Consider the following 21102-nt stretch of genomic DNA (forward strand, 5'->3'; position numbering starts at 1 on the left):
CGGTGGGGGAGGGCCGCCCGCGACTGGTGGACGGTCGCGGGCCGGTGGGGCCGACGCGCCGTTCCCCACGCGCCGTCAGACCCCGGCGCGATTCGCGAGTACCGCAGGCAACCGAACGCCTTCCCCGTGCGTAGTACCGGAGAACGCGTTGGCATGCACACGAAGCGGGGGAACGCGAATGGGGTTCACAGCACGCGCGAGAACGGCGGCTCTGGCCGCCGCGATGGCCGGGGCGCTGGTCACGGGGGCGGTGTCGGCCGGCGGCCAGCCGGCGCAGGCGGCCGGCTCCGCCACGCCGGACGGGAAGAAGGCCTGGGCGAAGGCGAAGCAACCGGCGACCGTCACGCTGATAACCGGTGACCGTGTGACCGTCGACTCCGACGGCCAGGTGGTCCAACTCGTGCGCGGCAAGGGCCGCGAGAAGATCGGCTTCTCGATACGGCGCGAGACCGGCCACACGTACGTCGTCCCGCAGGACGCCCTGCGCCTGGTCGCCGACGGGGTGCTCGACCGGCAGCTCTTCGACGTCGTGCAGTTGGTCAAGGACGGGTACGGCGACGCGCGCAGCACCACGCTGCCGCTGATCGTCGGCTACTGGAAGGACAGCGCCGGAGCCGGGGCCCGCAACGGAGCCCGCGACCCGCTCGCGGGCGTGGCCGTCCGGGAGCGCCGTGCGCTGCCCGTGGTCGACGGTGAGGCCTTCGAAGTGCCCAAGTCCGGTGCCCAGGCGGTGTGGGCGGCTGTCACCGGCCGCTCGTCGGGCCGTACGGCAGGCGGTACGGCCGCTTCCGCGCGGCCCGTCGCCCACGTCTGGCTGGACGCGAAGGTCCGGCCCACCCTGGCGGAGAGCGTGCCGCAGATCGGCGCGCCCGACATGTGGAAGTCGGGCTACACCGGCAAGGGCATCAAGGTGGCGGTCCTGGACACCGGTGTGGACGAGACCCACCCCGACCTCCAGGGCGTCGAGACGGCGCAGAAGAACTTCAGCACGTCCCCCGACACCAAGGACCGCTACGGGCACGGCACGCACGTGGCCTCCATCCTCGCCGGGAGCGGGGCGAAGTCCGGCGGCCGCTACAAGGGTGTGGCGCCCGACGTGCAGCTGCTGGACGGCAAGGTCCTGGACGATGACGGCGACGGAAGCATGTCGGACATCGTCTCCGGCATGGAGTGGGCCGTCGACCAGGGCGCGAAGGTCGTCAACGTGAGTCTGGGCTTCACCGACTCCCCGGGTGACGACCCGGTGGAGACGGCAGTCGCCCGGCTCTCCGACAAGGCCCTGTTCGTGGTGTCCGCGGGCAACGAGGGCGACGGGCCCCGTACGGTCAGGTCGCCGGCCAGCGCCCCCGAGGCGCTCACCGTCGGCGCCGTGGACAAGCAGGACGAGCTCGCCGTGTTCTCCAGCCGCGGCCCGACCCTCGACGGAGCGCCCAAGCCGGACATCACCGGCCCCGGTGAGGACATCACCGCCGCCCTGACCACGCAGAGCGAGAGCCCCTCGGACGAGGGCTACGTATCCCAGTCCGGCACGTCGATGGCCGCTCCGCACGTCGCGGGCGCCGCCGCCCTGGTGCTCCAGCAGCACCCGGACTGGGACGGGGCCCGGCTGAAGTCCCTCCTGACCGGCTCGGCCAAGCCCCACCCGCTGCTGAACGCCAACCAGCAGGGCGCGGGCCGCGTGGACCTGACACGCGCCGCCACGGCCCGGGTCGCCGCCGAGCCCGGCTCCCTCGGCTTCGGCACGCACGCCTGGCCGCACGCCGACGACAAGCCGGTCACCAAGACCCTCACCTACCGCAACCACGGCACCGAGGCCCTCACCCTGCAGCTGAGTGCCTCCGGCGCCGACTCGTCGGGCGACCCTGTGCCGGCCGGCATGTTCACCGTCAAGGACGCGCAGCTCACCGTCCCGGCCGGCGGCACCGCGAAGACCACCGTCACCGCCGACACACGCAAGGGCGCCGTCGACGGCGTCTTCGGCGGCACCGTGCTGGCGTCGGGCGACGGCCAGCAGGTGCGCACCGGACTCGTGGTCGAACGGGAGGTGGAGTCGTACGACGTCACGGTGCGGCACATCGACGCCGACGGGGTGAACGCGTCCAACTACGCGACGACGATCAACCCCGTCGACGGAAACGGCGCCCGCACGGAGCTCCCGTCCAGCGAGAACGGCACGGTGGTCCAGCGACTGCCCAAGGGCTCCTACCAGTTGGAGAGCCTGGTCTTCGCCGAGGACAACGAGGTGGGCTTCTTCGTCCAGCCGGTTCTGAAGGTGGACAAGGACGTCTCGGTCACTCTCGACTCACGCAAGGCGAAGCCGATGGTCGTGAAGGCCCCGGATCCGGCCGCGAAGCTCGTCACCTCCGTCGTCGGTTACTACGACGATGCCGCGGGGTCCAACACCTGGTCCACCAACGGGGTGCCGCCGATCCGCACCGCCGCCATCGGCGCGGCTTCCGACACGATGCGGGCCCAGTTCAACGGCGTGTGGAAGACGCCCGGCGCGGCCGGCAAGAACGTCGACTACCGGCTCGCCTTCAACCGCAAGGGGAGCTTCTTCACCGGCCTGAACCGCACCGTCACCCGGGCCGACGTGGCCGAGGTGAAGCTCGGCTTCGGTGCCTCCGTCACCGGAGTCAAGGGCCAGGTCCGCATCACGCCGCTGGACGCGGACGGGAGGAGCATCGGTATCGGCGAACCGCCGGAGCAGACCCTGCCGCGGTCCACCACGCACTACCTCAGCACGGCCGGCGTGCGCTGGTCCTGGAGGGCCTTGCAGCTCGACGCCCGCAGCGAGGCGCGCATGATCTACGCGAAGGATGAGGTGACCTACCGGCCGGGCTCCAGCCACACGCTGAAGTTCAACACCGGTGTGGTCGGTCCCGACCTCGCGGCGGGCAGCCCGCACCAGCAGGGCGCCGAGCGGATCGGCGACTCCGTCCTCGCCATGGTCCCGCTGTTCAACGACGGCGGCGGCAACCTGGGCTCCTCGACGGTCACCAAGGGCTTCGCCCGGCTGGAGTCCGGTGGGCGCATCCTCGGCGAGGGCCCTGCCACGGACTGGCTGAGCACCGAGGTCCCCGCCGCCTCCGCCGCGTACCGTCTGACGGTCGAGGCGAGCCGCGCCGCCGCGGACACCTCCACCAGTACGAAGGTGACAGGGGTGTGGACGTTCACCTCGGCCCGGCCGGCGTCGGACGACATGGTCAGGCTGCCGCTGTCGACGGTGCGGTTCGCGCCGAAGCTGACCCTGCGCGGCACGGCTCCGGCGGGCGGCACGCTCAAGGTGCCGCTGAAGCTGGGCGGCGCGGCCGCCGCGGCCGGGCAGGTCGCCACGCTCACCGTCAAGGTCTCCTTCGACGGTGGCCGGACGTGGAAGCCGCTCACCGTGACGACCGACGCGAACGGGGCGCGCTCGGTGAGCGTGAAGCACCCGGCGACCGCCAAGGCAGTGACCTTCCGGGTGGACCTGAAGGACAAGGGCGGCAACACGGTGCGCGAGACGATCACGAACGCCTACCGGCTCGCTCCGTGAGGTGACCGCACGACGGTGACCGGTGCCCGGCACCGGTGAACCCTCCGGCCCGGCCCCGCACCCGCGGGGACCGGGCCGGAGCCACGTCCGGCCGACCGGCAAGCAGTACTGACGGGCGGGGCAACGGCCCTGGGCGAACCGGCCGAACGCGCGGGTTCGACGGCGGGTGGCTCGGCGCGCGGGTCCGACAGTGCCCGAGGCGCTCGGGGTGTTCGGGCTGCCCGGGTCGCGAGTCCCGGGTCGCGGGTCGCGAGTCGTGAGTCGCCTCAGCGTGAGGCGTGCCTCAGGCTCGCGGCCTCCCGCGCCAGTTCCTCCACCCGCGGCCAGTCCCGGGACGCGATCGCATCCGGCGGAAGCATCCAACTGCCGCCCACGCACAGGACGTTGGGCAGCGCCAGGTACTCCGGGGCCACGGCGGGGCCGATGCCTCCGGTGGGGCAGAAGCGGGCCTGCGGCAGCGGTCCGGCCAGCGACTTCAGATACGCCGTGCCGCCCGCCGCCTGAGCCGGGAAGAACTTCATCTCGCGCACGCCCCGCTCCAGCAGCGCCACGACCTCGGACGTCGTCGACACCCCTGGCAGGAACGGCACTCCGGACGCCTTCATGGCGTCGAGCAGTGCGTCCGTCCAGCCGGGGCTGACGAGGAAGCGCGCCCCGGCGGCCACCGACAGCGCGGTCTGCTCCGGCGAGATGACCGTGCCCGCCCCGACCACCGCGTCCGGCACCCCGTCCGCGATGGCCCGGATCGCGTCGAGCGCCACCGGGGTCCGCAGGGTCACCTCGATCGCGGGCAGCCCGCCCGCGACGAGCGCCCGAGCCAGCGGCACGGCGTCCGAGACGTCCTCGACGACGACCACGGGCACGACGGGCGCCAGTTCCAGCAGGGACGAGGGCGACGGGAATGACGAGGGTGACGAGGGTGACGGGAATGCGGGCGAGGGCAGGGCCATGCCCTCATCCTGCCCGCGACGAACACTCCCCGCAAAGGCCGTTGCACAGGGTGCAATAGGTGACTGATCGCGCTCAGTGGATCTCGTCCACCAGCACGTCCAGCGTCCACGCCTTGCCCGTACCGACCGGGGGCGCCGCCTCCACGACGTACCCCAGGTCCCGCAGCGCCTCCACCAGCTCCGCGGGCCCCGACGGCACGGACCCGGACTCCATGAGGCTCCGGACGATCCGCCCCTTGGTCGCCTTGTTGAAGTGGCTGACCACCTTCCGGGTCGGCGCGTGCAGCACCCGCACGCTCGCCGTCCGCCCCGCGACCTCGCCCTTCGGCCGCCACGCGGCCACGTACCCCGAGGACCGCAGGTCCAGCACGAGCCCGCTCCCGGCGGCCTCGGGCAGCACGGCGGCCATCGGCGCCCGCCAATGCGCGCCCAGCGACCCGAGACCCGGCAGCTTCACACCCATCGAGCAGCGGTACGAGGGAATCCGGTCCGTCACCCGGACCGCGCCCCAGAGCCCCGAGAACACGAGCAGCGACCGCGAGGCCCGCCGCCTGGCCGCCGTGTCGAGGGAGGCCAGGCCGAGGGCGTCGTACAGGACACCCGTGTAGATCTCCCCGGCGGGACGCGCGCCCGCGGTCCGCAGCTCCGTGTTCTTGGCGATCTCGCCGCGCAGGCCCTCGCTCAGCCCGAGCACCTCGCGCGCCTTCTCCTCGTCGCCGACACACAGCTCGACCAGCTCGTCGAGAACCGCCTGCCGCGCTGCGGAGAGCCCCGGCAGCGACAAGGACTCCGGCTTCAGCGGCGCGCCCCGCCCGGAGGGAGCCTTTCCTTCGGAAGGCGGCAGCAGCACGAGCACGGCGGTTCTCCTTGGGACTTTCGGTACGTACGAGAAGCACGCGCCAGCCTACGGGGTGCCGCCCGCCCCACCCCGACCTACGCTCGCCCTATGCCACGCCGCCAGATACGTGTGACCGGTGCAGCCGAGGCTCCTCTGCGGGCCGCGCTGCGCGCTCTGCGAACCGAACTCGGCGTGCCCGAGTCCTTCCCGCCGGACGTGCTCGCCGAGGCGGAGCGGGCCGCGAGGGAACCGACACTGCCGGCGTACGACGCGACGGACGTTCCCCTCTTCACCATCGACCCGCCCACGTCGACCGACCTCGACCAGGCGATGCACCTGTCCCGCCGCCCGGGCGGCTACCGCGTGCGGTACGCCATCGCCGACGTCGCCGCATACGTCGTACCCGGGGGACCACTGGACGCGGAGGCACACCGCAGGGTCACGACCCTCTACTTCCCGGACGGCAGGATCCCCCTCCACCCGCCGGCGCTGAGCGAGGGCGCCGGGAGCCTCCTCCCGGACCAGACGTGCCCGGCCGTCCTGTGGACCATCGACCTCGACGCGGACGGCAGTCCCACCGCCACGGACGTCCGCCGGGCCCTCGTCCGCAGCCGCGCCAAACTCGACTACGCGTCCGTGCAGCAGCGGATCGACGCGGGCACCGCCGAAGAACCGCTCGCCCTCCTCAAGGACATCGGTTTGCTGCGCGAACAGCGGGAGGTGGCGCGCGGCGGCATCTCGCTGAGCGTCCCCGAGCAGGAGATCGTCGAGCGCGACGCCACGTACGAACTCGCCTACCGCGCACCGCTGCCCGCCGACGGCTGGAACGCGCAGATCTCCCTCCTCACCGGCATGGCCGCGGCCGAGCTGATGCTCACGCACGGCACCGGCATCCTGCGCACGCTCCCGGCCGCCCCCGACGGCGCCGTCGGCCGGTTGCGGCGCACCGCGACGGCGCTGCGCATCGACTGGCCGCACCACGTCTCGTACGCGCAGCTCATCCGCTCGCTCGATCCGAACCGGCCGCACCACGCGGCCTTCCTCCAGGAATGCACGACGCTGCTGCGCGGCGCGGGCTACACCGTCTTCCAAGGCGGCGTCGTCCCGGACCTCACCACGCATGCCGCCGTCGCCGCCCCCTACGCCCACTGCACGGCTCCGCTGCGCCGCCTGGTCGACCGGTACGCCTCCGAGTTGTCCCTGGCCGCGGTGGCGGGGGAGGAGCCGCCGGAGTGGGTGCTCGCCGCCCTCGACGAGTTGCCGAAGCGGATGGCCGAGGGTACGCGCCGCGCGGGCGCGGTCGAGCGGGGGTGCGTCGACCTCGTCGAGGCGGCCCTGCTCAAGGACCGCGTCGGTGAACTCTTCGACGGCACGGTCGTGGACGTACGGGAACGTGAACCCTCCGTCGGGACCGTCCAGTTGGCGGACCCGGCCATCGTCGCCCGCGTCGAGGGCGGGAGCGGGCCGCTGCCGTTGGGGGAGCGGCTGCGGGTGCGGCTCACCCAGGCCGACCCGGGGTCGGCGAAGGTGCTGTTCGCTCCCGCGTGAGCTCGCGTACGGCTCGTAGGTCGCGTACCAGTGCGTCGGGTTCGTCGGCGTGGAAGCGGATCAGCCGTACGTCCTGGGGGCGCCCGAGGAACGTGAAATGCCGTACCGGGGCGGCCAGTTCGAGTGTGATCGTGGTCTGGGCGGCCATGGCCAGGTCGAGCCGTCCCGCGCTCCGCTCGTGCGTGGTGACCAGCTCGCGGCGTACGGACGCGATGGCGGACAGCGGGACGCGCAGGTCGACATGGGCGGCCCGGCGGATGCGCAGGACCGTGCCGTCGAGGACGTGCGGACGGGTCACGGCGGCCGCGTGCATGCCGACGACGAGCAGCAGCGTGTAGACGTCGAGGACCAGCACCACCCGGTGCACGGCGGGATGGTTGCGCAGGAGCACCGCCATGCACGCGCTTTCGAGCACGCACACGAAGGCGAAGCCGAACATCATGGCGCCCTGCCCCCGGGCGTACCCGAAGGCGCGGCCCCGCTCCACGCCGTGCGGGCGCCGGGCGGCCCACCGGGCGATGCTCGCCAGCAGCCGCACCTCATGGGCGAAGAGCCGCCGCAGGGCCCTCGGGGCCCTCATCGCGCACGCTCCACGAGGAGGTGCATCGTCCGCCGGACCGCCGCGGCCTGCGCGGGCGGGAAGTCGTCGAGGAAGGCGCCCAGGAAGCCGCCGTTGTCGTTCATACCGACTCCGTCCAGGTCGAGTTGGGCGAGTCCCATGTCCGTCAGGGCCTCGTCAGGGAGGCACTCGGCGAGGGCGCGGGCGGCCTCCTCGACGCGCGGGTCGGCCACGTCGGCGTCGGCGAGGTCGTCGAGCAGTCCGTACGCCCTGTGCGTGCGCTCGGCAGCGCCCGGCACGTCGGCGGCGGCGCGCAGGGCGGACAGCAGACGCTCCCGGTCCTTGGGGGCGGCGACCGTTTCGAGCAGGGCGATCATCTCGCGGTCCTTCGCGGCCATCGCCGGCTCCGGATACCGGGTCAACTCGCTGAAAATAGCGGCGAGTTCGGGAGAGACGGGCCCTTCGGCGGGCATGTCACCGCCGTCGAGCAGGGCGCGCAGCCGCAGCCGCCGGGCCCGGATCGCCGCCTCCTGCCGTGCCAGGTCGTCGTCGAGTTCCGCGAGCACCTCGGCGAGGTCGCGGCCCGCGTCGTCCGCGAGGACGTCCCGGACCTCGGCGAGGCCGAGCCCCAGCTCGGTCAGCCGCCTGATCCGGGCGAGCGCGACGGCGTGCCGCAGTCCGTAGTCGCGGTAGCCGTTGGGCCGCCGCTCGGGTTCGGGCAGCAGCCCGAGGTGGTGGTAGTGCCGCACGGTCCGCGTCGTGACGCCGACGGTCGAGGCGAGCTCTCCGATCCGCATGCCCTCAGTAGAAACGTTGACGTTGCGTCGGGGTCAAGCGGCGGTGCGCCGTGCGGGTGTCCGGCACTCCGGCCCACCCGCCGGGCGGGTGTCTGGCGCACTCCCGCCCACCCCTTGACGGCTAACGGCGTTAGCCTTACGGTTGTGGCTAACAGTGTTAGCCGGTGATCGTCGACCGGCTGCCACGCCGTCCGCCCGCCCTCAGGAGGCACCGATGAGCACGAGCACCGCAACTGGCACTGTCGGCTCGACCGGTACGACCGGTACGACCGGCGCCGGCGGCTCGACCGGCATTGTCGGCTCGACCCGCACCACCGGCACGGCCACGGTGTTGCGACGCCGAGGAGCCCTCGCCGTCACCCGCCGCACGGCCTGGTTGCTGAACGCCCTCTTCTGGTCGGCCTTCGCCGTACTCGAAGGCGCGAACCACGGCTGGCTCGCCGGACTCGTGGCCGCGGCGTTCTTCATCGCCCCCGACCTCACCTTCCTGGTCGGCCTCGGCGACGCTCCCCGCATGGCGAAGGGGCAGCTCCCGCCCCGCGCGGTGCCGTACTACAACGCCGCGCACCGGGCGGCCCTCCCCCTCGCCCTGATGACGCTCTACGCCTTCGGCCCCGTGGCCTGGCCCCCGGTGTTCGCGGCCCTGTGCGGCTGGCTCGCCCACATCTCGTACGATCGCGCCTTCGGCTACGGACTGCGGACGAAGGAGGGCTTCCAGCGTGACTGACCGGCAAGAGGCCAAGGCCGACGAACAAGGCGCCAAGGCCGACCGGCGAAGGGCCGGGGCCGGGGCCGGTGGGCTGTCGCCCCGGGCCCGCGCGATCGTCGCGGCGGCCCGCGCACTCCTGGAGGAGTCCGGCCCCGCGGCGCTGACCATGCGGGCCCTCGCCGACCACCTGGGCATCAAGGCCCCGTCCCTCTACAAGCACTTCCCCGACAAGTCCGCCGTCGAGGTCGAGCTGATCGCGCAGATGCTCGCCGAGTCCGCCGACGCCCTGGAGGCGGCCGAGGCCGGGACCCCGGGCTCGATCCCGGCCCTGGCGGAGGCGTACCGCGCGTACGCCCTCGAACACCCCCACCTCTACTGCCTGGCCACCGAGCGCCCGCTGCCCCGCGCCGCCCTCCCGCCCGGCCTGGAGGCCCGCGCCGCGGCGCCGCTCGTCCGGGCCTGCGACGGCGACGCGGACCTGGCCCGCGCGACCTGGGCGTTCGCCCACGGGATGGTGATCCTGGAGATCCACGGCAGGTTTCCGGAGGACGCCGACCTCGCCGGGGCATGGAAACGGGGCACGCGCGCGTTGCACTCCTGAGGGGGTGCGCCGCCATGGGGGCAGCGGGTGAGCACGAACGCACGGCCGGGCGTGAACAGGCCGTCTGGACCAGGGCGACCCTCGGCAGATCCGGCCGGCCGCTCGACCTCCTGACGGCCCGCTTCGACCGCCACCGGTACGCGCCCCACGCGCACGACGAGTTCACCATCGGCGTCTGCGTCGGCGGCGCCGAGGTCATCGACTACCGCGGCGGCCGCATCCGCCCCGGCCCCGGCTCGATCGTCGTCCTGGGCCCGGGCGAGGTGCACACCGGCGCCCCGGCGGCGGACGACGGCTACGCCTACCGTGCCCTGTACGCCGAGGTGCCCCTGCTCACCGAGGGCACCCTGGGCGTCCCGGACTTCCGCGAACCCCTCCTCGACGACCCCGAACTGGCCACCGCCCTGCGCCTCACGCACACCGAACTCAGCGTCTGCCCCGACCCGTTGGAGACCGAGTCCCGCATACCGTGGCTGCTCACCGCCCTCGCCCGCCGCCACTCCACGGCCCGCCACGTGTGCGACACCATCCCGGGCGCCGGCCGCGTGGCCGAGGCGGTACGGGACCGCCTCGCCGACGAACTCCTCGCCCCGCCCTCACTCGCCGCGCTGGCCGCCGACCTGGGCCTGTCCCGCTACCAACTGCTGCGCGCCTTCCGTACGAGCATGGGGATGCCTCCGTACGCCTGGCTCGCCCAGTACCGGGTGAACCGTGCCCGGTGCCTGCTGGAGTCGGGCCACCGCCCCGCCGAGGCGGCCGCACTCGTGGGCTTCGCGGACCAGGCGCACCTGACACGCTGGTTCCGGCGGGTGCTGGGGGTGACCCCGGCGGCGTACCGCAACAGCGTTCAAGACGCCCGCCGCTGACCCCGCCGAGACTGCCCGCATGACTGCACGTGGCTGGCTTCTCTTCTCCCTCATGGGAGTGCTCTGGGGCATCCCCTACCTGATGATCAAAGTGGCGGTGGACGGCGACATGTCCCCGTCGATGGTGGTGTTCGTACGCTGTGCACTGGGCGCGGCACTGCTCCTGCCCTTCGCGATCCGCCAGGGCAACCTGACCGGAGTCGTACGGACGCACTGGCGCCCCATGCTCGCCTTCGCCTGCATAGAGATCATCGGCCCGTGGTGGACCCTGACCGACGCCGAACGCCACCTCTCCAGCTCGACGGCGGGCCTGCTGATCGCGGGCGTACCGATCGTGGGCATACTCCTGGCCCGCTTCTTCGGCGAGACGGAACGTCTGGGGGCCCGCCGAATGACGGGCCTGGCACTCGGCCTCGGCGGGGTGGCGGTCCTGACGGCCCCGCACCTGACCGGCGGCGACGTCCGCTCCCTGGCGGAGATGCTGGTGACGGTGGTGGGCTACGCGATGGCCCCGCTGATCATGACCCGCTACCTGAAACCGGTCCCGACGCTGCAACTGATCGCCCCGTGCCTGCTCCTGTCGGCACTGGTGTACGCCCCGGCGGCGGCGCTGTCCTGGCCGACATCGGTCCCCTCCCCGTCGGTCCTGGCGTCCCTCACCGGCCTGGGAGTGATCTGCACGGCCCTGGCCTTCGTGGTCTTCCTGGAACTGATCAGGGAGGCGGGCCCGACCAGGGCAGTGGTCTTCACGTACGTCAACCCGGCGGTGGCGGTGACGGCCGGGGTCCTGTTCCTGGACGAGGAACTGACGGCGGGAGTGGTGGCGGCGTTCACGCTGATCCTGCTGGGGTCGTTCCTGGCGACGGCGGGGTCGGGGGCGGGGCCGGGGAAGCAGGGGGAGCCGCCCGTCGTGCTCGCCGGGCCCTCGGGAGCGGAGCCGGCCGGAAGCCCGGTAGCATGGTCGACACGGCAGACGAGCCGGGCGGACGGCCGCGTGGAGTCCCCTTCGGGGGCGCTTCCCGAGGAACGTCCGGGCTCCACAGGGCAGGGTGGTGGCTAACGGCCACCCGGGGTGACCCGCGGGACAGTGCCACAGAAAACAAACCGCCCGGGACCTCGGTCCCAGGTAAGGGTGAAACGGTGGTGTAAGAGACCACCAGCGCCTGAGGCGACTCAGGCGGCTAGGTAAACCCCACCCGGAGCAAGGTCAAGAGGGGCCGTCTCTTCGCAAGAAGGACGGCCCTGCGCGGACGTTCGAGGGCTGCTCGCCCGAGTCCGCGGGTAGACCGCACGAGGCCGGCGGCAACGCCGGCCCTAGATGGATGGCCGTCTCCCGGCCGACCGCGAGGTCGACCGGCGACAGAACCCGGCGTACAGCCCGACTCGTCTGCCGCTAAGGGCCCATGACCAGGGAGATTGCTGGTCAGGGGCCCTTTTTTGTGAATCAGAGACTTGAGCAGACCCCGTTCCGTACCGGTTCAAACGGGGTCGCGCACCGATGGGCCGGTACAGGGCAAAGCCGCAGCAGGTCAGTCCGCCGTAGCCGACCCCACAGACCGCGAATCGCAGACCATGGGCCCACCGTGGCGCGTCCGGCTCCGGCTTGGCCAACGTCCCCAGTGCGAGGACCCCCGCCATGGCTGCGGACAAGCCGACGATCAGATGGATCATGCCCAGAGCGAAGAGGACGCCGAGCACGCCGAACGCGGTGAGGCACAGGCCGGCGGCTTCGCGGGCGAGCGCCCTGGAGGTTCGCTGAGTAGTCACGCCGCGCACCCTGGACAGGGGGCGGCGTTAGTGTCGCGTCCTCAGCGCTTGGGCCGGGACACCCCCGACACGTACGCGCTGATGCCTTGCCGGTTGATCGTCCCGCCTCGGATGATCCGTGCGTTCGGAGGAGGCGTGGGGATCTTCCGCTTTGCGCGCCGGGTCTGGTCTCCGCCGATCAGATGGGTGTTGTCGATCTTCGCTGCGCAGTCGTCGCCCTTGACTTCGTCGTAGGGGCGGCGGCAGCCCTTGCAGTAGACCTCGAGTGCGTCAACGCGCAGGCCTGCGGCAGCTTTGAAGGATCCGCGATAGTCGGCCACGCTCGCAATTTTCGGAGCGACCTCAACCTCGGCGGCTACGACCCACACGTGGGAGAGGTCGGGCGCCTCTTCCTCGGCTGCGGGCGGCTCTGCCGGAGGGGCGGTCTTCTGCTCCGGCTCAGTCTCCGGAGCGGGCACAGCGAGCGCCATCTTCGGCTCCAGCCACGCGAAGAGGCTCTCTTGCAGTTGAGAGCGGCTCGTCGCGGCGGGAAGGGGAACTGTTGCGGTCGTCACCGTACCTCCGGTTCAGGACGGGGTTGACACGTACAGCGCAACCCCCTTCACCGCCTCCGAACGTCGAGATGCGCGAATCTGTTACAGCTGCGGCTCTGCCCGACGAGCGGCGAGCAGGAGGGCCAAGGGACCGGCGGGCAGGAGGAAACGACCTTCTGCAACGGCTTCGAGGGCGTCGCGCATCGGCCACCAGGACAGTTTGAAGCCCTCCTCACTGGGGGTAAGTTCCTGGGGCCCGCAGGTGAGTCCGGTCGCTTCGTAGAGGTGCACGCGAGCGGTGGAGCCGAGAGTGATCGCGTAGGAGCCGAGAGAAGTCCAGTGCTCAGCCTGGATTCCCGCTTCCTCGCGTAGCTCGCGGCGTGCGCACTCCCCGGGGTCTTCGCCGTCTTCGCGTCGGCCCCCGGGGAGAAAGAGGTATTCGCCTCCGTGCTTCGTGAAGTGGGCGCTCAGCAGGGCAACCAAACCGTCCTGGTCTCGCGCTACCACCACGGAGGCATCACGCATCGCATCGTTGCTCATGCAGCGCGAGAGTAGCGGTCATTGCTGTACCCACGCCGCGAAAGGCACGTTGAGTACAACAGGATGGGCGATGCCGCGGCCGTGATAGCCGTCATCTCCGTACGCGTCGCCGTGGTCGGCGCACAGGATGACCAAGCATCTGCCCCTGCTGGCGATTCCATCGAGAAGACGGCCGAGGTGAGCGTCGGCGTATGCGAGCGCCGCGGCCTGTGAGGCTGTGGTGTCCTCGCTTGTGCCCAGGTAGTGGCCGTGGGGGACGTGTGTGGCAGAGATGTTGACGAACAGGAACAACGGTTGTCGCCCGGCATACTGCTCGGCGAGCTCCAGGGCCTGGTCGACTTGGTGGCGAGTGGAGTCGAGCTCTGGTGAACAGAACTCGGGCCGCCAGTGGTCTTCGCTGAACAGGTCGGGCAGCACCGATCCGAGTGGGGTCTCCCTGGAAAAGTAGGTGACGCCGCCGACACACACCGTGCGATAGCCGTGCTGGGCCAGGCCTTGAAGGAGGTTAGGGGCGTCGAAGATGAACGTCTCGGGCGGCACCGTCTTGAAGGCTGGCGGGCGGCACTCCCACAGTCGAGCCGGCTGGAGCGGCTGAGGCAGCTTGGGCAGAAAGCCGGAGAAGAACGCCATGTGGGCGGGGAGAGTGAAGGTGCCCTGCGTATGCCGCCGCTCCCACACCCCACCAGGCAGCCGTTCGGCCAGGCACGGCGTGCGCCCGGCTTCGAGGACTCTCTGCGCGACGTCGTACCGCAGAGAGTCGAGGGTGACGAACACGATGCTCGCCCCGGACCGGACGATCTCGGCTGCGTCGATCACAGGTCGTCTCTGCCGGTCGGCGTGTATGGCCAGGGCTGGATCACGCCTTTCGAGCTGTCATTGACCGGGATCGGCACTCTGTCTGCAGCGATCAGGCGCCGGATCTCAACGAGCCCGTTGGTCTCGTCAAGCATGACCCCCTGCTCGTCGAAGAGCTGGATCCGTACCGTCGTGACGCCTTCGGTCTCTTCGGCAACTAGCCATGCCCCCGGCACCCCATGAAGCTGTTGGAGCGTGTCGAGAAGGCGTTCCTTCGTCTGACAGCCCATGGAGCGAACGGTGCAGGCGTAATGCTGGGCGTTGGTCGCACCTTCACACAGTCGGTGGGCGAACTTGGCGATGGCGGGGTGCCCGTTGTGGGCGACGACGACGCTTGGTGCCTTCTGGGTGACGACGAGGCAGGCGCCGATCCACCAGGCCACACCCTCGTGGATCTGGCCTGGGAACATGCCGACCGCGCCACCGTCACAGATGACGGTCTCGGTGTCGATGGGGTTAAGCACGGTCCCTCTCCAGGTGGTTGATGATCCAGTCGGCGAGTTCCTCGGCCGTCTTGTCGTCGGTGTCCAGTCGCACAGCGGTGGGGTCCTGCTCGGCCACCGCTGCGAAGTTCTCCAGCAGGGCCTCAAGCCGGCCCGGGACATCGAGCAGGTCCATGTCGTCACGTTTCACATCCGCCTTGCCAGCAAGACGCGAGCGCAGCGAGTGCTCCGAGCAAGCCAGGTAGAACGTGTGGGTGGGCTGGATCAAGTAGGAGCGGTAGGGCTCCAGCAACCGGGTGACGTCGTCGACATGCACGCCGTGCACCGCCGCATGGCAGGCGATCACCGACGACGTGTACCGGTCCGCGACGACCGGGCCTAACGTTCGGGCTTTGTGTATGCAGTCCGAGCCGTGCAGAAGCCCGGACAGGTAGAACGCGAACTGCGGCAGCGGGCGCAGCCGGACGTTCACGTCGGACGACCAGTCGGAGTGCGGGCCGGGCAGGGTGTGAATACTCGTGGCGCCGAGCCGCTTGGTGAGCAGCCGGGCGAGAGTGGACTTTCCGATGCCGGAGACGCCCTCAAGGACGACGAGCGGCCCTTGCGTGGCCTCGATGTGGAGGGGCCGATAGGCGGGGGGCAGATGCGGGCTCACAGGGTTCCCTCCGTGAAGGCGGTGACATGGCTGGCCGCGTTGTGGGCCAGGCGCTGCGGGTCGGTCAGGAAGGGTGCGATGTCCATGCGGAGGTCGTCGCGCAGGAGGCAGGGCTGAAGGCCGCCGGCGTGGTCCACGCGGAGCGCCCAGAAACCCTCAACGCAGTCCGTGCGCCGAAGGCAGGAACCGCATTGGCCGACGTGGTGACGGCCCAGGTTGCGGTGGATCACGTCGATCTCGATGCCGTCGATGCGGAAGACGCGGCGCCCTTGGCCGACGCCGGCGACCTCGGTGTGCTCATCACTGGTCAGCGTCCGCAGATACGCCACGACCGCATCGGCCGGTACAGCGGACTTGGCGCGGGCCTCGTTGAAGTCGGTGCCGACCAGCTCGATGAACTGGACCGGCAGCCGCCGTTCCAGGGCGAAGTCGAGGATGCGGGGGATCTCGTGCGCGTTCTCACGCTGGAGCAGGGTGTTCAGCTCGACACGCTCGCAGATCTCGCGGGCTACCTCTATGCCGTCGAGTACTGCGGCGATGCCGATTCGTGTGTTGGCGATGGATCGCAGCGTGGAGTCGGAGAAGTAGTGGAGGCTGACTTTGATCTTGTCGAGGCGGGTTCCGGCCAGCCATTCCCGGTGAGTCGGGACCCGAGTGCCGTTGGTGATCAGGGTGTAGCTGGCATCGGGGCCGGGTTCGGGGAGGTGCTCCAGGACGGGGCGGGCCAGCGGGGAGGTCAGCGGCTCGCCTCCGGTGAAGTACACCCGCTGAAGACCAGCCTCCATCAGTGAGCGGATGATCGTGAGGTAGTCCTCGGGGCCCAGAACGCGCTGGCGGGGGTGCTGAGACCGATCGATGCGGGTCAGCGGGGGCGGCACATCTCCCTCGTTGTGGCAGAACCAGCAGGCGATGTTGCAGCGCGGGGTGAAAGAGACGCGCAGCTGCCCACGCAGAGCAGCGAAGTTCTTCAAGGCCGTGTAGTCGACGGCGTCCTCGGTGATTGGTACGCGGTCTCGCATTTGTAGCCTCCAGTCGGTCCATGAGGACTTGCAGGCGTCACCGGGCGGGTAGCCGTAGCTGCTCCGGCGGCGGAGGTCGTCATGCACGGGTCGAAATTTGATGTCCGGCGGGTCCCGGCGCGGAGCTGGACCTTGTCGTGGGGGAGGAACACGAAACGGGTACTCATCCCCGCGCCGGGGTCTTGACCTGCCCAAAAGGCCCAAGGAGGCCGCGGGCAGAAGCTACGTCGTCTGCTGAGGGCCTCTCACGGAGCGGCGAGGCATCAGCTCGGCCCGGGGGCGCGCCGAAGGCTTCTGCGGGTGGATGACGAAGGTGCCGACTCCGTTCACGATGCGCAGGAGCTTTTCGCCCTCCAGCGCAACGCAAGCGGTGTGAACCGTTGTGCGGGAGGTCCCGAATTCTTCGGCGAGTGCGCGCAACGAAGGAAGCCACGTCAGCGGCCTGTAGGTGTGGTCATCCAGCCTCTGACGAAGCGACTGGTCGAGGCGGTTGCGGCGGCTTCCGGGTTCGCCAGGTCGCGGATTACCCGGATCGGCAACGTAGGTTCCCCGACTCCCCAGGGTGTAAAGCGTGCCGTCCTCCTTGAGAGGCAGCAGAGCCTCACGGATCCGAGCGGCGGACACACCGAATTCGCGGGCGAAGGCAATCTCACTGGGCAGCCGCATCCCGGGGGCGTACGTGCCGTCGCGAAGACGCTGGCGCACAGCCTTCTCGATGCGGACGCGTGCGGGCTCAGGCACGGTCGAACCCCCGCTCCCGCTCCACGTCCGTGACCTGTCCCGCGAGCGCGGCGATCTCCAGCCCGGCAGCACGTGTGTAGTGATCCACGACAGGAAGGCCGAAGGCGTTGGTCACTGTCTTGCTCTGCAGGAAGGCGAAGACGGCCTCGTCGAGGTTGCGGGGCACTCGCGGCAGACCGTGCGTCTCGTAGGCGTCGCCGGTGCAGGGTTCTGGCAGCTCTGGCTGGTCGCTGATGCCGTGGTTGATCGCGGCGATCGTCGCGGCCAGGGCGAGATAGGGGTTGGCGTCGGCGCCCGGCAGCCGTACCTCCAGGTGCGTGCTGGCGGCGTGCCCCACGGCCCGGATTGCGCAGGTGCGGTTGTCCCACCCCCAGGTGAAGGCCGTGGGAGCGAACTGACGCGGGACATACCGCTTGTACGAGTTGAGGGTGGGGGCATACCACAGGGCCATGCCAGGCAGGCCGGAGAGCAGGCCGGCAAGGGAGTGCTCCAGCAGTTCGGGCAGCTCGTCGGGCCGCTGCACACCGAACGCGGGCTCGCCGTTGTCGGTCCACAGGGAGATGTGGAGGTGCATGCCGCTGCCCACGCCGGTCTGGGGGGCGGCCATGAAGGTGGGCGTCATGCGGTGCTGTGCGGCCAGGTGACGGACGGCGTGCTTTTGGACGGTGTAGGTGTCGCAGGCCCGCATCGGGTCCCCGTAGGGCCAGGTCACTTCGATCTGGCCGGGTGACCCTTCCGTCTTGATGGCCTCCGCAGGAGAGCCTGCCTGATGCAATGTCTCCTGAAGGTCGCTGAAGAACGCACTCAGGGCTGGCGGATGGTCCAGCGCATAGTCGAGATTGAAGGGCGAAACCGGGGTCAGATCCCGGTAGCCACGGCGGCGGACCTGCGTTGGGGTGCCCTTGTAGAGCACGAACTCGCTCTCGATGCCCACCTTCGCATGCAGCCCGTGGGCGGTGAGGGCCTCAAGCTGCCTGCGGAGCATCTCCCGCGGTGCGACCTCGACGGGCCAGCCGCCGGAGTCCACGGCATCGCCATGCACCAGGACGGTGCCCGGCAGGTAGCTGATCCGGCGGATCGTGGCCACGTTGGGGATGACGCGCAGGTCGCCGAACCCTTCGTGCCAGCCCGCGAGCGAGTACCCCGGCAGCGCATTCATGTCCACGTCCGTGGCCAGCACGTACTTGCACATCTCCGGCCCGGCAGGAAGCCCGTCCAGGAAGTGCGACGCTTCGACGCGTTTGCCTTTCAGCCGGCCCGCCATGTCCGGGACAGCCACCATGACCGTCGTGACCTCACGGTCCGGCACGAGGGCGCGCAGCTCGTCAACCGTCAGGAGGGGCACAGGCGCGGCGGGGTGACTGGGGCTCGCCTCGTTGCCCATCACACCACGCCCTCGGAGTACGCGATGGACTCGGCTTCACTGCCGAGCGTCGGAATCCTGTAGCTGCGCCGGCCCTTGGTGATCCACGTGAGCCAGGAGAGGAGGAGGACGGCGACGAGGGTGACGCCCGCGTAGTTGAACGTCTCAACGGTGACCGGCGACGACTGCGGCAGGCAGAAGAAGACCGTCAGAACGCACACGTAGCCGACAGAGGTCCAGCCGAGCGGCTTGCTCCAGCGGCCGAGGTTCCACGGGCCTGGCTCGAACCTCTCGGGGTGGCGCCGCCGCAGGTAGACCGGGATCACGTAGGCGGGCGTGATACCGATGACGTTGATCGCGGTGACGGCCGCGTATGCAGTGGGCGAGTACAGGCTGGGCAGGGCCAGGAGCAGCGCAATGCCCACGCACAGCCACACCGCAGGGAGGGGGGTCTTGGTGCGGCGAGTGACGCGGCGCCAGGTTGCGGAGAACGGCAGTGCCCCGTCGCGCGAGAACGCGTACGCCATGCGGGAGGCCGCGGCCGTCTCCGCGTTCCCGCAGAACACCTGCGCCAGGATGACGACGAGCAGCAGCCCCTTCGCCACGCCCGTGCCCAGGACGTCGATGAAGATCTGAGCCGGCGGGAAGCCCGTGCTGGTACCCAGGGTGCCCGCGTAGTCCTCGATGGCGAACAGCAGTCCCGCCAGCAGAACGAACCCGGCCCCAAGCGACCATGCGACGGCGCGGACCATTCCCTGCGGCGCCGCGATCTGCGCCTGCTTCGTCTCCTCCGACAGGTGGGAAGAGGCGTCGTAGCCGCAGAACGTGTACGCCGCCATCAGGCAGCCCAGCCCTGCAACGAAGGCAGGGTTGTCGAAGCCCGTGCCGTTGTTGAAGTGCGTGAAAACAAAGTCCGCGCTCTGACGCTCACCGGGGGCCAGAGCGAGTGTCGCAACGATCAGCGTCACGCCGCTGAGCTGCCACCACACCGAGATCGAATTGAGCACATTGACCAGGCGCACCCCGAACGAGTTCAGGATCCCGTGCAGTACCAGAATGCCGACGAATATCAGAAACGTTGTTCCTGGCGTGGGATCCAGGCCCCACTGCAGGTTGGCGAACGCGCCGACGACCAGGGCGCACCCGTAGTCAATGCCGCAGATCGCGCCGACGAGGCCCAGGAGGTTGAGCCAGCCCGTCACCCAGGCCCAGCCCTGCCCGCCGAGCCGGTGGGCCATGTAGTAGAGACCGCCGGAGGTGGGGTAGGCGGAAGTGACCTCGCCCAGACACATGGCGAGGATCAGCGTCATGAAGCCGATGCCGACCCAGCCGCCCATGATGACGGCGGGGCCGCCGGCGTTCATCCCGAAGCCGAACATGGTCATGCCGCCGGCCAGGACGCAGATGACGGTAAAGGAAATGGCGGTGTTCCCGAAGCCGCCCATCTTGCGGGCCAGTTCGGGGGTATAGCCGTGCGAACGCAGCGCGGCGTCATCGTCCAGCATGGCGGTACGTCTGTGAGACAACGGACACCTCGGAGGAGAAGGAGAACAGGACGGGTGAAGGCTGGCGGCGGCCGAGTGGTTCGAAAGAGGCCACGGAGGCGGTCCGCGTGGCTGCGCAAGGGCTCGGATACTCATCGGCGGCCGCCAACACTCAGGGCCCGGCCCCGCGCTGAAAGAAAGTCGTCCTGCCACCAAGCGGGATTCGGCGTGACGAGGACCCACGGCGCGGTAGTCACATATGGGCCGATCGCCTCGAACACGCCGGCCGCGTCTCCCACGCCGGTGGCAGTGAGCCCGTACGCCAGATAGTTCAGGTCCAGCAACGAACGAGTGTCGGGCTGGCCTGCCGCTGGCGTGGTCTGCTCAAACCAGTCATGCAGCGCCCGGCGGGCGTGCCGGGCTTGGCCCCCGATGGCCCAGAACCCCGTGGCGCTGAGGGTCTGCCCGTTTTCTCGTTGCCTGCGGTAGCTCTCGACGAACGAGTACAGCGGCAGCACCTTCAAGGCTGATCCCGCGGGCGCGGAAGCGGCCGCCCCTTGGGCAAAGTACAGACCGTCCTCACCGCGGGCGTGAAGGACGTTGAGCATCCGGTGAAACGCCTCGCGGTTGTACGGGTCCCGCTCACGCGCCCAGTCCAGCAACTTCCACGGCCCCGGTGGCAGCATGTCGTCACGCGCAGCCCAGTGCAGTGGATTGTGGGGTGCCCCACAGTCTGTGTCGGTCTGCACCAGAGCCAAGTAGCACACGTTGGGCACCGGATCAGCCGGCCACCGGTTGGCTGCAAGGCTGCACGCGGTGCGCGCCGCGTAGACGGCGTTCATTAGGTCCCGCCGGGGCACCCCATCGCGGTGAGCGTTGAGCACGCGCTGGGTCAGCACGCGGGCCCGCATCATCAGCGCATCCCAGTCGTTGGGTTCCTCAATGCACCACGCGTCGATCGCGTTGCTGTCGGCAGCGACGTAGGCCAGGACCTGACTGCGGGAGGTACGCAGCGTCCAGTCGTCACCCGTGTCCCGGAGCAATTGCTTCGCGGCCAGCCACCGGTCCAGGCGCAGATCCTCCATCGCAAGGCGCAATTCCTCGTCCCGTCCCGCCGCATGAGGGGGGATCAAGGACATGTCATCTGAGGGCATCGGCGCACCCCCGCGTCAGGCGAAGAGGGGCGGCCAGAGGGACGCACCGGGTCTGTGTGCGTAAGCGGGACATGGGGGGTCGAGTCCTCAAAGGAGTCGGGGGTGGAGAGCCGCCGAGCGGCAGCCGACGGGAACCCGCACGGGG

19 protein-coding genes, 1 other RNA gene and 1 pseudogene are annotated in these 21102 nt (G+C 70.3%); 7 read left to right on the plus strand and 14 right to left on the minus strand.

Going from position 1 to position 21102, the window contains the following annotated elements:
- Positions 1 to 178 precede the first annotated feature (178 nt).
- Positions 179 to 3535 carry a S8 family serine peptidase gene (locus O1Q96_RS09500; RefSeq protein ID WP_269247736.1) on the plus strand — a complete coding sequence of 1119 codons (3357 nt, stop codon included), beginning with the start codon at positions 179 to 181 and terminating at the stop codon, positions 3533 to 3535.
- A 266-nt stretch (positions 3536 to 3801) separates the two neighbouring features.
- On the opposite strand, the gene eda is transcribed toward O1Q96_RS09500, so the two are convergent.
- Both eda and yaaA read right to left on the minus strand, forming a co-directional pair.
- Complete coding sequence (gene eda / locus O1Q96_RS09505) at positions 3802 to 4485, minus strand: bifunctional 4-hydroxy-2-oxoglutarate aldolase/2-dehydro-3-deoxy-phosphogluconate aldolase (protein WP_269247737.1); 684 nt, start codon at positions 4483 to 4485, stop codon at positions 3802 to 3804.
- 73 nt (positions 4486 to 4558) lie between these two features.
- Complete coding sequence (yaaA, locus tag O1Q96_RS09510; RefSeq protein WP_269247738.1) at positions 4559 to 5341, minus strand: peroxide stress protein YaaA; 783 nt, start codon at positions 5339 to 5341, stop codon at positions 4559 to 4561.
- Between the two features lie 90 nt (positions 5342 to 5431).
- Here yaaA and O1Q96_RS09515 point away from each other — a divergent pair, with 90 nt between their 5' ends.
- Positions 5432 to 6871: an RNB domain-containing ribonuclease gene (locus tag O1Q96_RS09515; protein WP_269247739.1), complete on the plus strand. Its 1440-nt coding sequence runs from the start codon at positions 5432 to 5434 to the stop codon at positions 6869 to 6871.
- Here O1Q96_RS09515 and O1Q96_RS09520 read toward each other — a convergent pair.
- Both O1Q96_RS09520 and O1Q96_RS09525 read right to left on the minus strand, forming a co-directional pair.
- Positions 6822 to 7451 (minus strand): hypothetical protein, encoded by a 630-nt coding sequence (locus O1Q96_RS09520; RefSeq protein ID WP_269247740.1) that lies wholly within the window; start codon positions 7449 to 7451, stop codon positions 6822 to 6824. The genes O1Q96_RS09515 and O1Q96_RS09520 overlap by 50 nt on opposite strands.
- Entirely contained in the window at positions 7448 to 8227 is a 780-nt protein-coding gene (locus O1Q96_RS09525) for a MerR family transcriptional regulator (RefSeq protein WP_269247741.1), read from the minus strand. Before O1Q96_RS09525 ends, O1Q96_RS09520 begins: the two co-directional genes overlap by 4 nt.
- 214 nt (positions 8228 to 8441) lie before the next feature.
- On the opposite strand from O1Q96_RS09525, the gene O1Q96_RS09530 reads away from it, so the two are divergent.
- The 5 genes and pseudogenes from O1Q96_RS09530 (at position 8442) to rnpB (ending at position 11793) form a co-directional block, all read left to right on the plus strand.
- Positions 8442 to 8954: a DUF4260 family protein gene (locus tag O1Q96_RS09530; RefSeq protein WP_269247742.1), complete on the plus strand. Its 513-nt coding sequence runs from the start codon at positions 8442 to 8444 to the stop codon at positions 8952 to 8954.
- 73 nt (positions 8955 to 9027) lie between these two features.
- Positions 9028 to 9537 carry a TetR/AcrR family transcriptional regulator gene (locus tag O1Q96_RS09535; RefSeq protein ID WP_269253548.1) on the plus strand — a complete coding sequence of 170 codons (510 nt, stop codon included), beginning with the start codon at positions 9028 to 9030 and terminating at the stop codon, positions 9535 to 9537.
- 14 nt (positions 9538 to 9551) lie between these two features.
- Entirely contained in the window at positions 9552 to 10403 is an 852-nt protein-coding gene (locus O1Q96_RS09540; protein ID WP_269247743.1) for an AraC family transcriptional regulator, read from the plus strand.
- Positions 10404 to 10485: 82 nt separating this feature from the next.
- Positions 10486 to 11205: pseudogene (locus O1Q96_RS44425) on the plus strand (DMT family transporter); the annotation flags it as partial.
- Positions 11206 to 11377: 172 nt separating this feature from the next.
- Positions 11378 to 11793, plus strand: an RNA gene (rnpB, locus tag O1Q96_RS09555) — RNase P RNA component class A.
- Between the two features lie 418 nt (positions 11794 to 12211).
- Here rnpB and O1Q96_RS09560 read toward each other — a convergent pair.
- The 10 genes from O1Q96_RS09560 to O1Q96_RS09605 form a co-directional block, all read right to left on the minus strand.
- Positions 12212 to 12724, minus strand: coding sequence for a hypothetical protein (locus tag O1Q96_RS09560; RefSeq protein WP_269247746.1), 513 nt, complete (start codon positions 12722 to 12724; stop codon positions 12212 to 12214).
- A gap of 81 nt (positions 12725 to 12805) precedes the next feature.
- Positions 12806 to 13243 (minus strand): NUDIX hydrolase, encoded by a 438-nt coding sequence (locus O1Q96_RS09565; protein WP_269247747.1) that lies wholly within the window; start codon positions 13241 to 13243, stop codon positions 12806 to 12808.
- A gap of 18 nt (positions 13244 to 13261) precedes the next feature.
- On the minus strand, positions 13262 to 14059 hold the full coding sequence (locus O1Q96_RS09570) for an STM4013/SEN3800 family hydrolase (protein ID WP_269247748.1): 798 nt from the start codon (positions 14057 to 14059) through the stop codon (positions 13262 to 13264).
- Complete coding sequence (locus O1Q96_RS09575) at positions 14056 to 14562, minus strand: hypothetical protein (protein ID WP_269247749.1); 507 nt, start codon at positions 14560 to 14562, stop codon at positions 14056 to 14058. Before O1Q96_RS09575 ends, O1Q96_RS09570 begins: the two co-directional genes overlap by 4 nt.
- Positions 14555 to 15196 carry a dTMP kinase gene (locus O1Q96_RS09580; RefSeq protein ID WP_269247750.1) on the minus strand — a complete coding sequence of 214 codons (642 nt, stop codon included), beginning with the start codon at positions 15194 to 15196 and terminating at the stop codon, positions 14555 to 14557. The genes O1Q96_RS09575 and O1Q96_RS09580 overlap by 8 nt, the downstream gene beginning before the upstream one ends.
- On the minus strand, positions 15193 to 16215 hold the full coding sequence (locus O1Q96_RS09585) for a radical SAM protein (RefSeq protein WP_269247751.1): 1023 nt from the start codon (positions 16213 to 16215) through the stop codon (positions 15193 to 15195). Before O1Q96_RS09585 ends, O1Q96_RS09580 begins: the two co-directional genes overlap by 4 nt.
- A 222-nt stretch (positions 16216 to 16437) precedes the next feature.
- Entirely contained in the window at positions 16438 to 16956 is a 519-nt protein-coding gene (locus tag O1Q96_RS09590; RefSeq protein WP_269247752.1) for a GntR family transcriptional regulator, read from the minus strand.
- Positions 16949 to 18340, minus strand: coding sequence for a glutamine synthetase family protein (locus O1Q96_RS09595; protein ID WP_269247753.1), 1392 nt, complete (start codon positions 18338 to 18340; stop codon positions 16949 to 16951). Before O1Q96_RS09595 ends, O1Q96_RS09590 begins: the two co-directional genes overlap by 8 nt.
- Positions 18340 to 19824: an amino acid permease gene (locus tag O1Q96_RS09600; RefSeq protein ID WP_269247754.1), complete on the minus strand. Its 1485-nt coding sequence runs from the start codon at positions 19822 to 19824 to the stop codon at positions 18340 to 18342. The genes O1Q96_RS09595 and O1Q96_RS09600 overlap by 1 nt, the downstream gene beginning before the upstream one ends.
- Before the next feature lie 131 nt (positions 19825 to 19955).
- A complete protein-coding gene (locus O1Q96_RS09605; RefSeq protein WP_269247755.1) occupies positions 19956 to 20888 on the minus strand; it encodes a hypothetical protein in 933 nt (310 codons plus the stop codon).
- Positions 20889 to 21102 lie beyond the last annotated feature (214 nt).

It is taken from the genome of Streptomyces aurantiacus (assembly GCF_027107535.1).
Classification (GTDB): domain Bacteria; phylum Actinomycetota; class Actinomycetes; order Streptomycetales; family Streptomycetaceae; genus Streptomyces.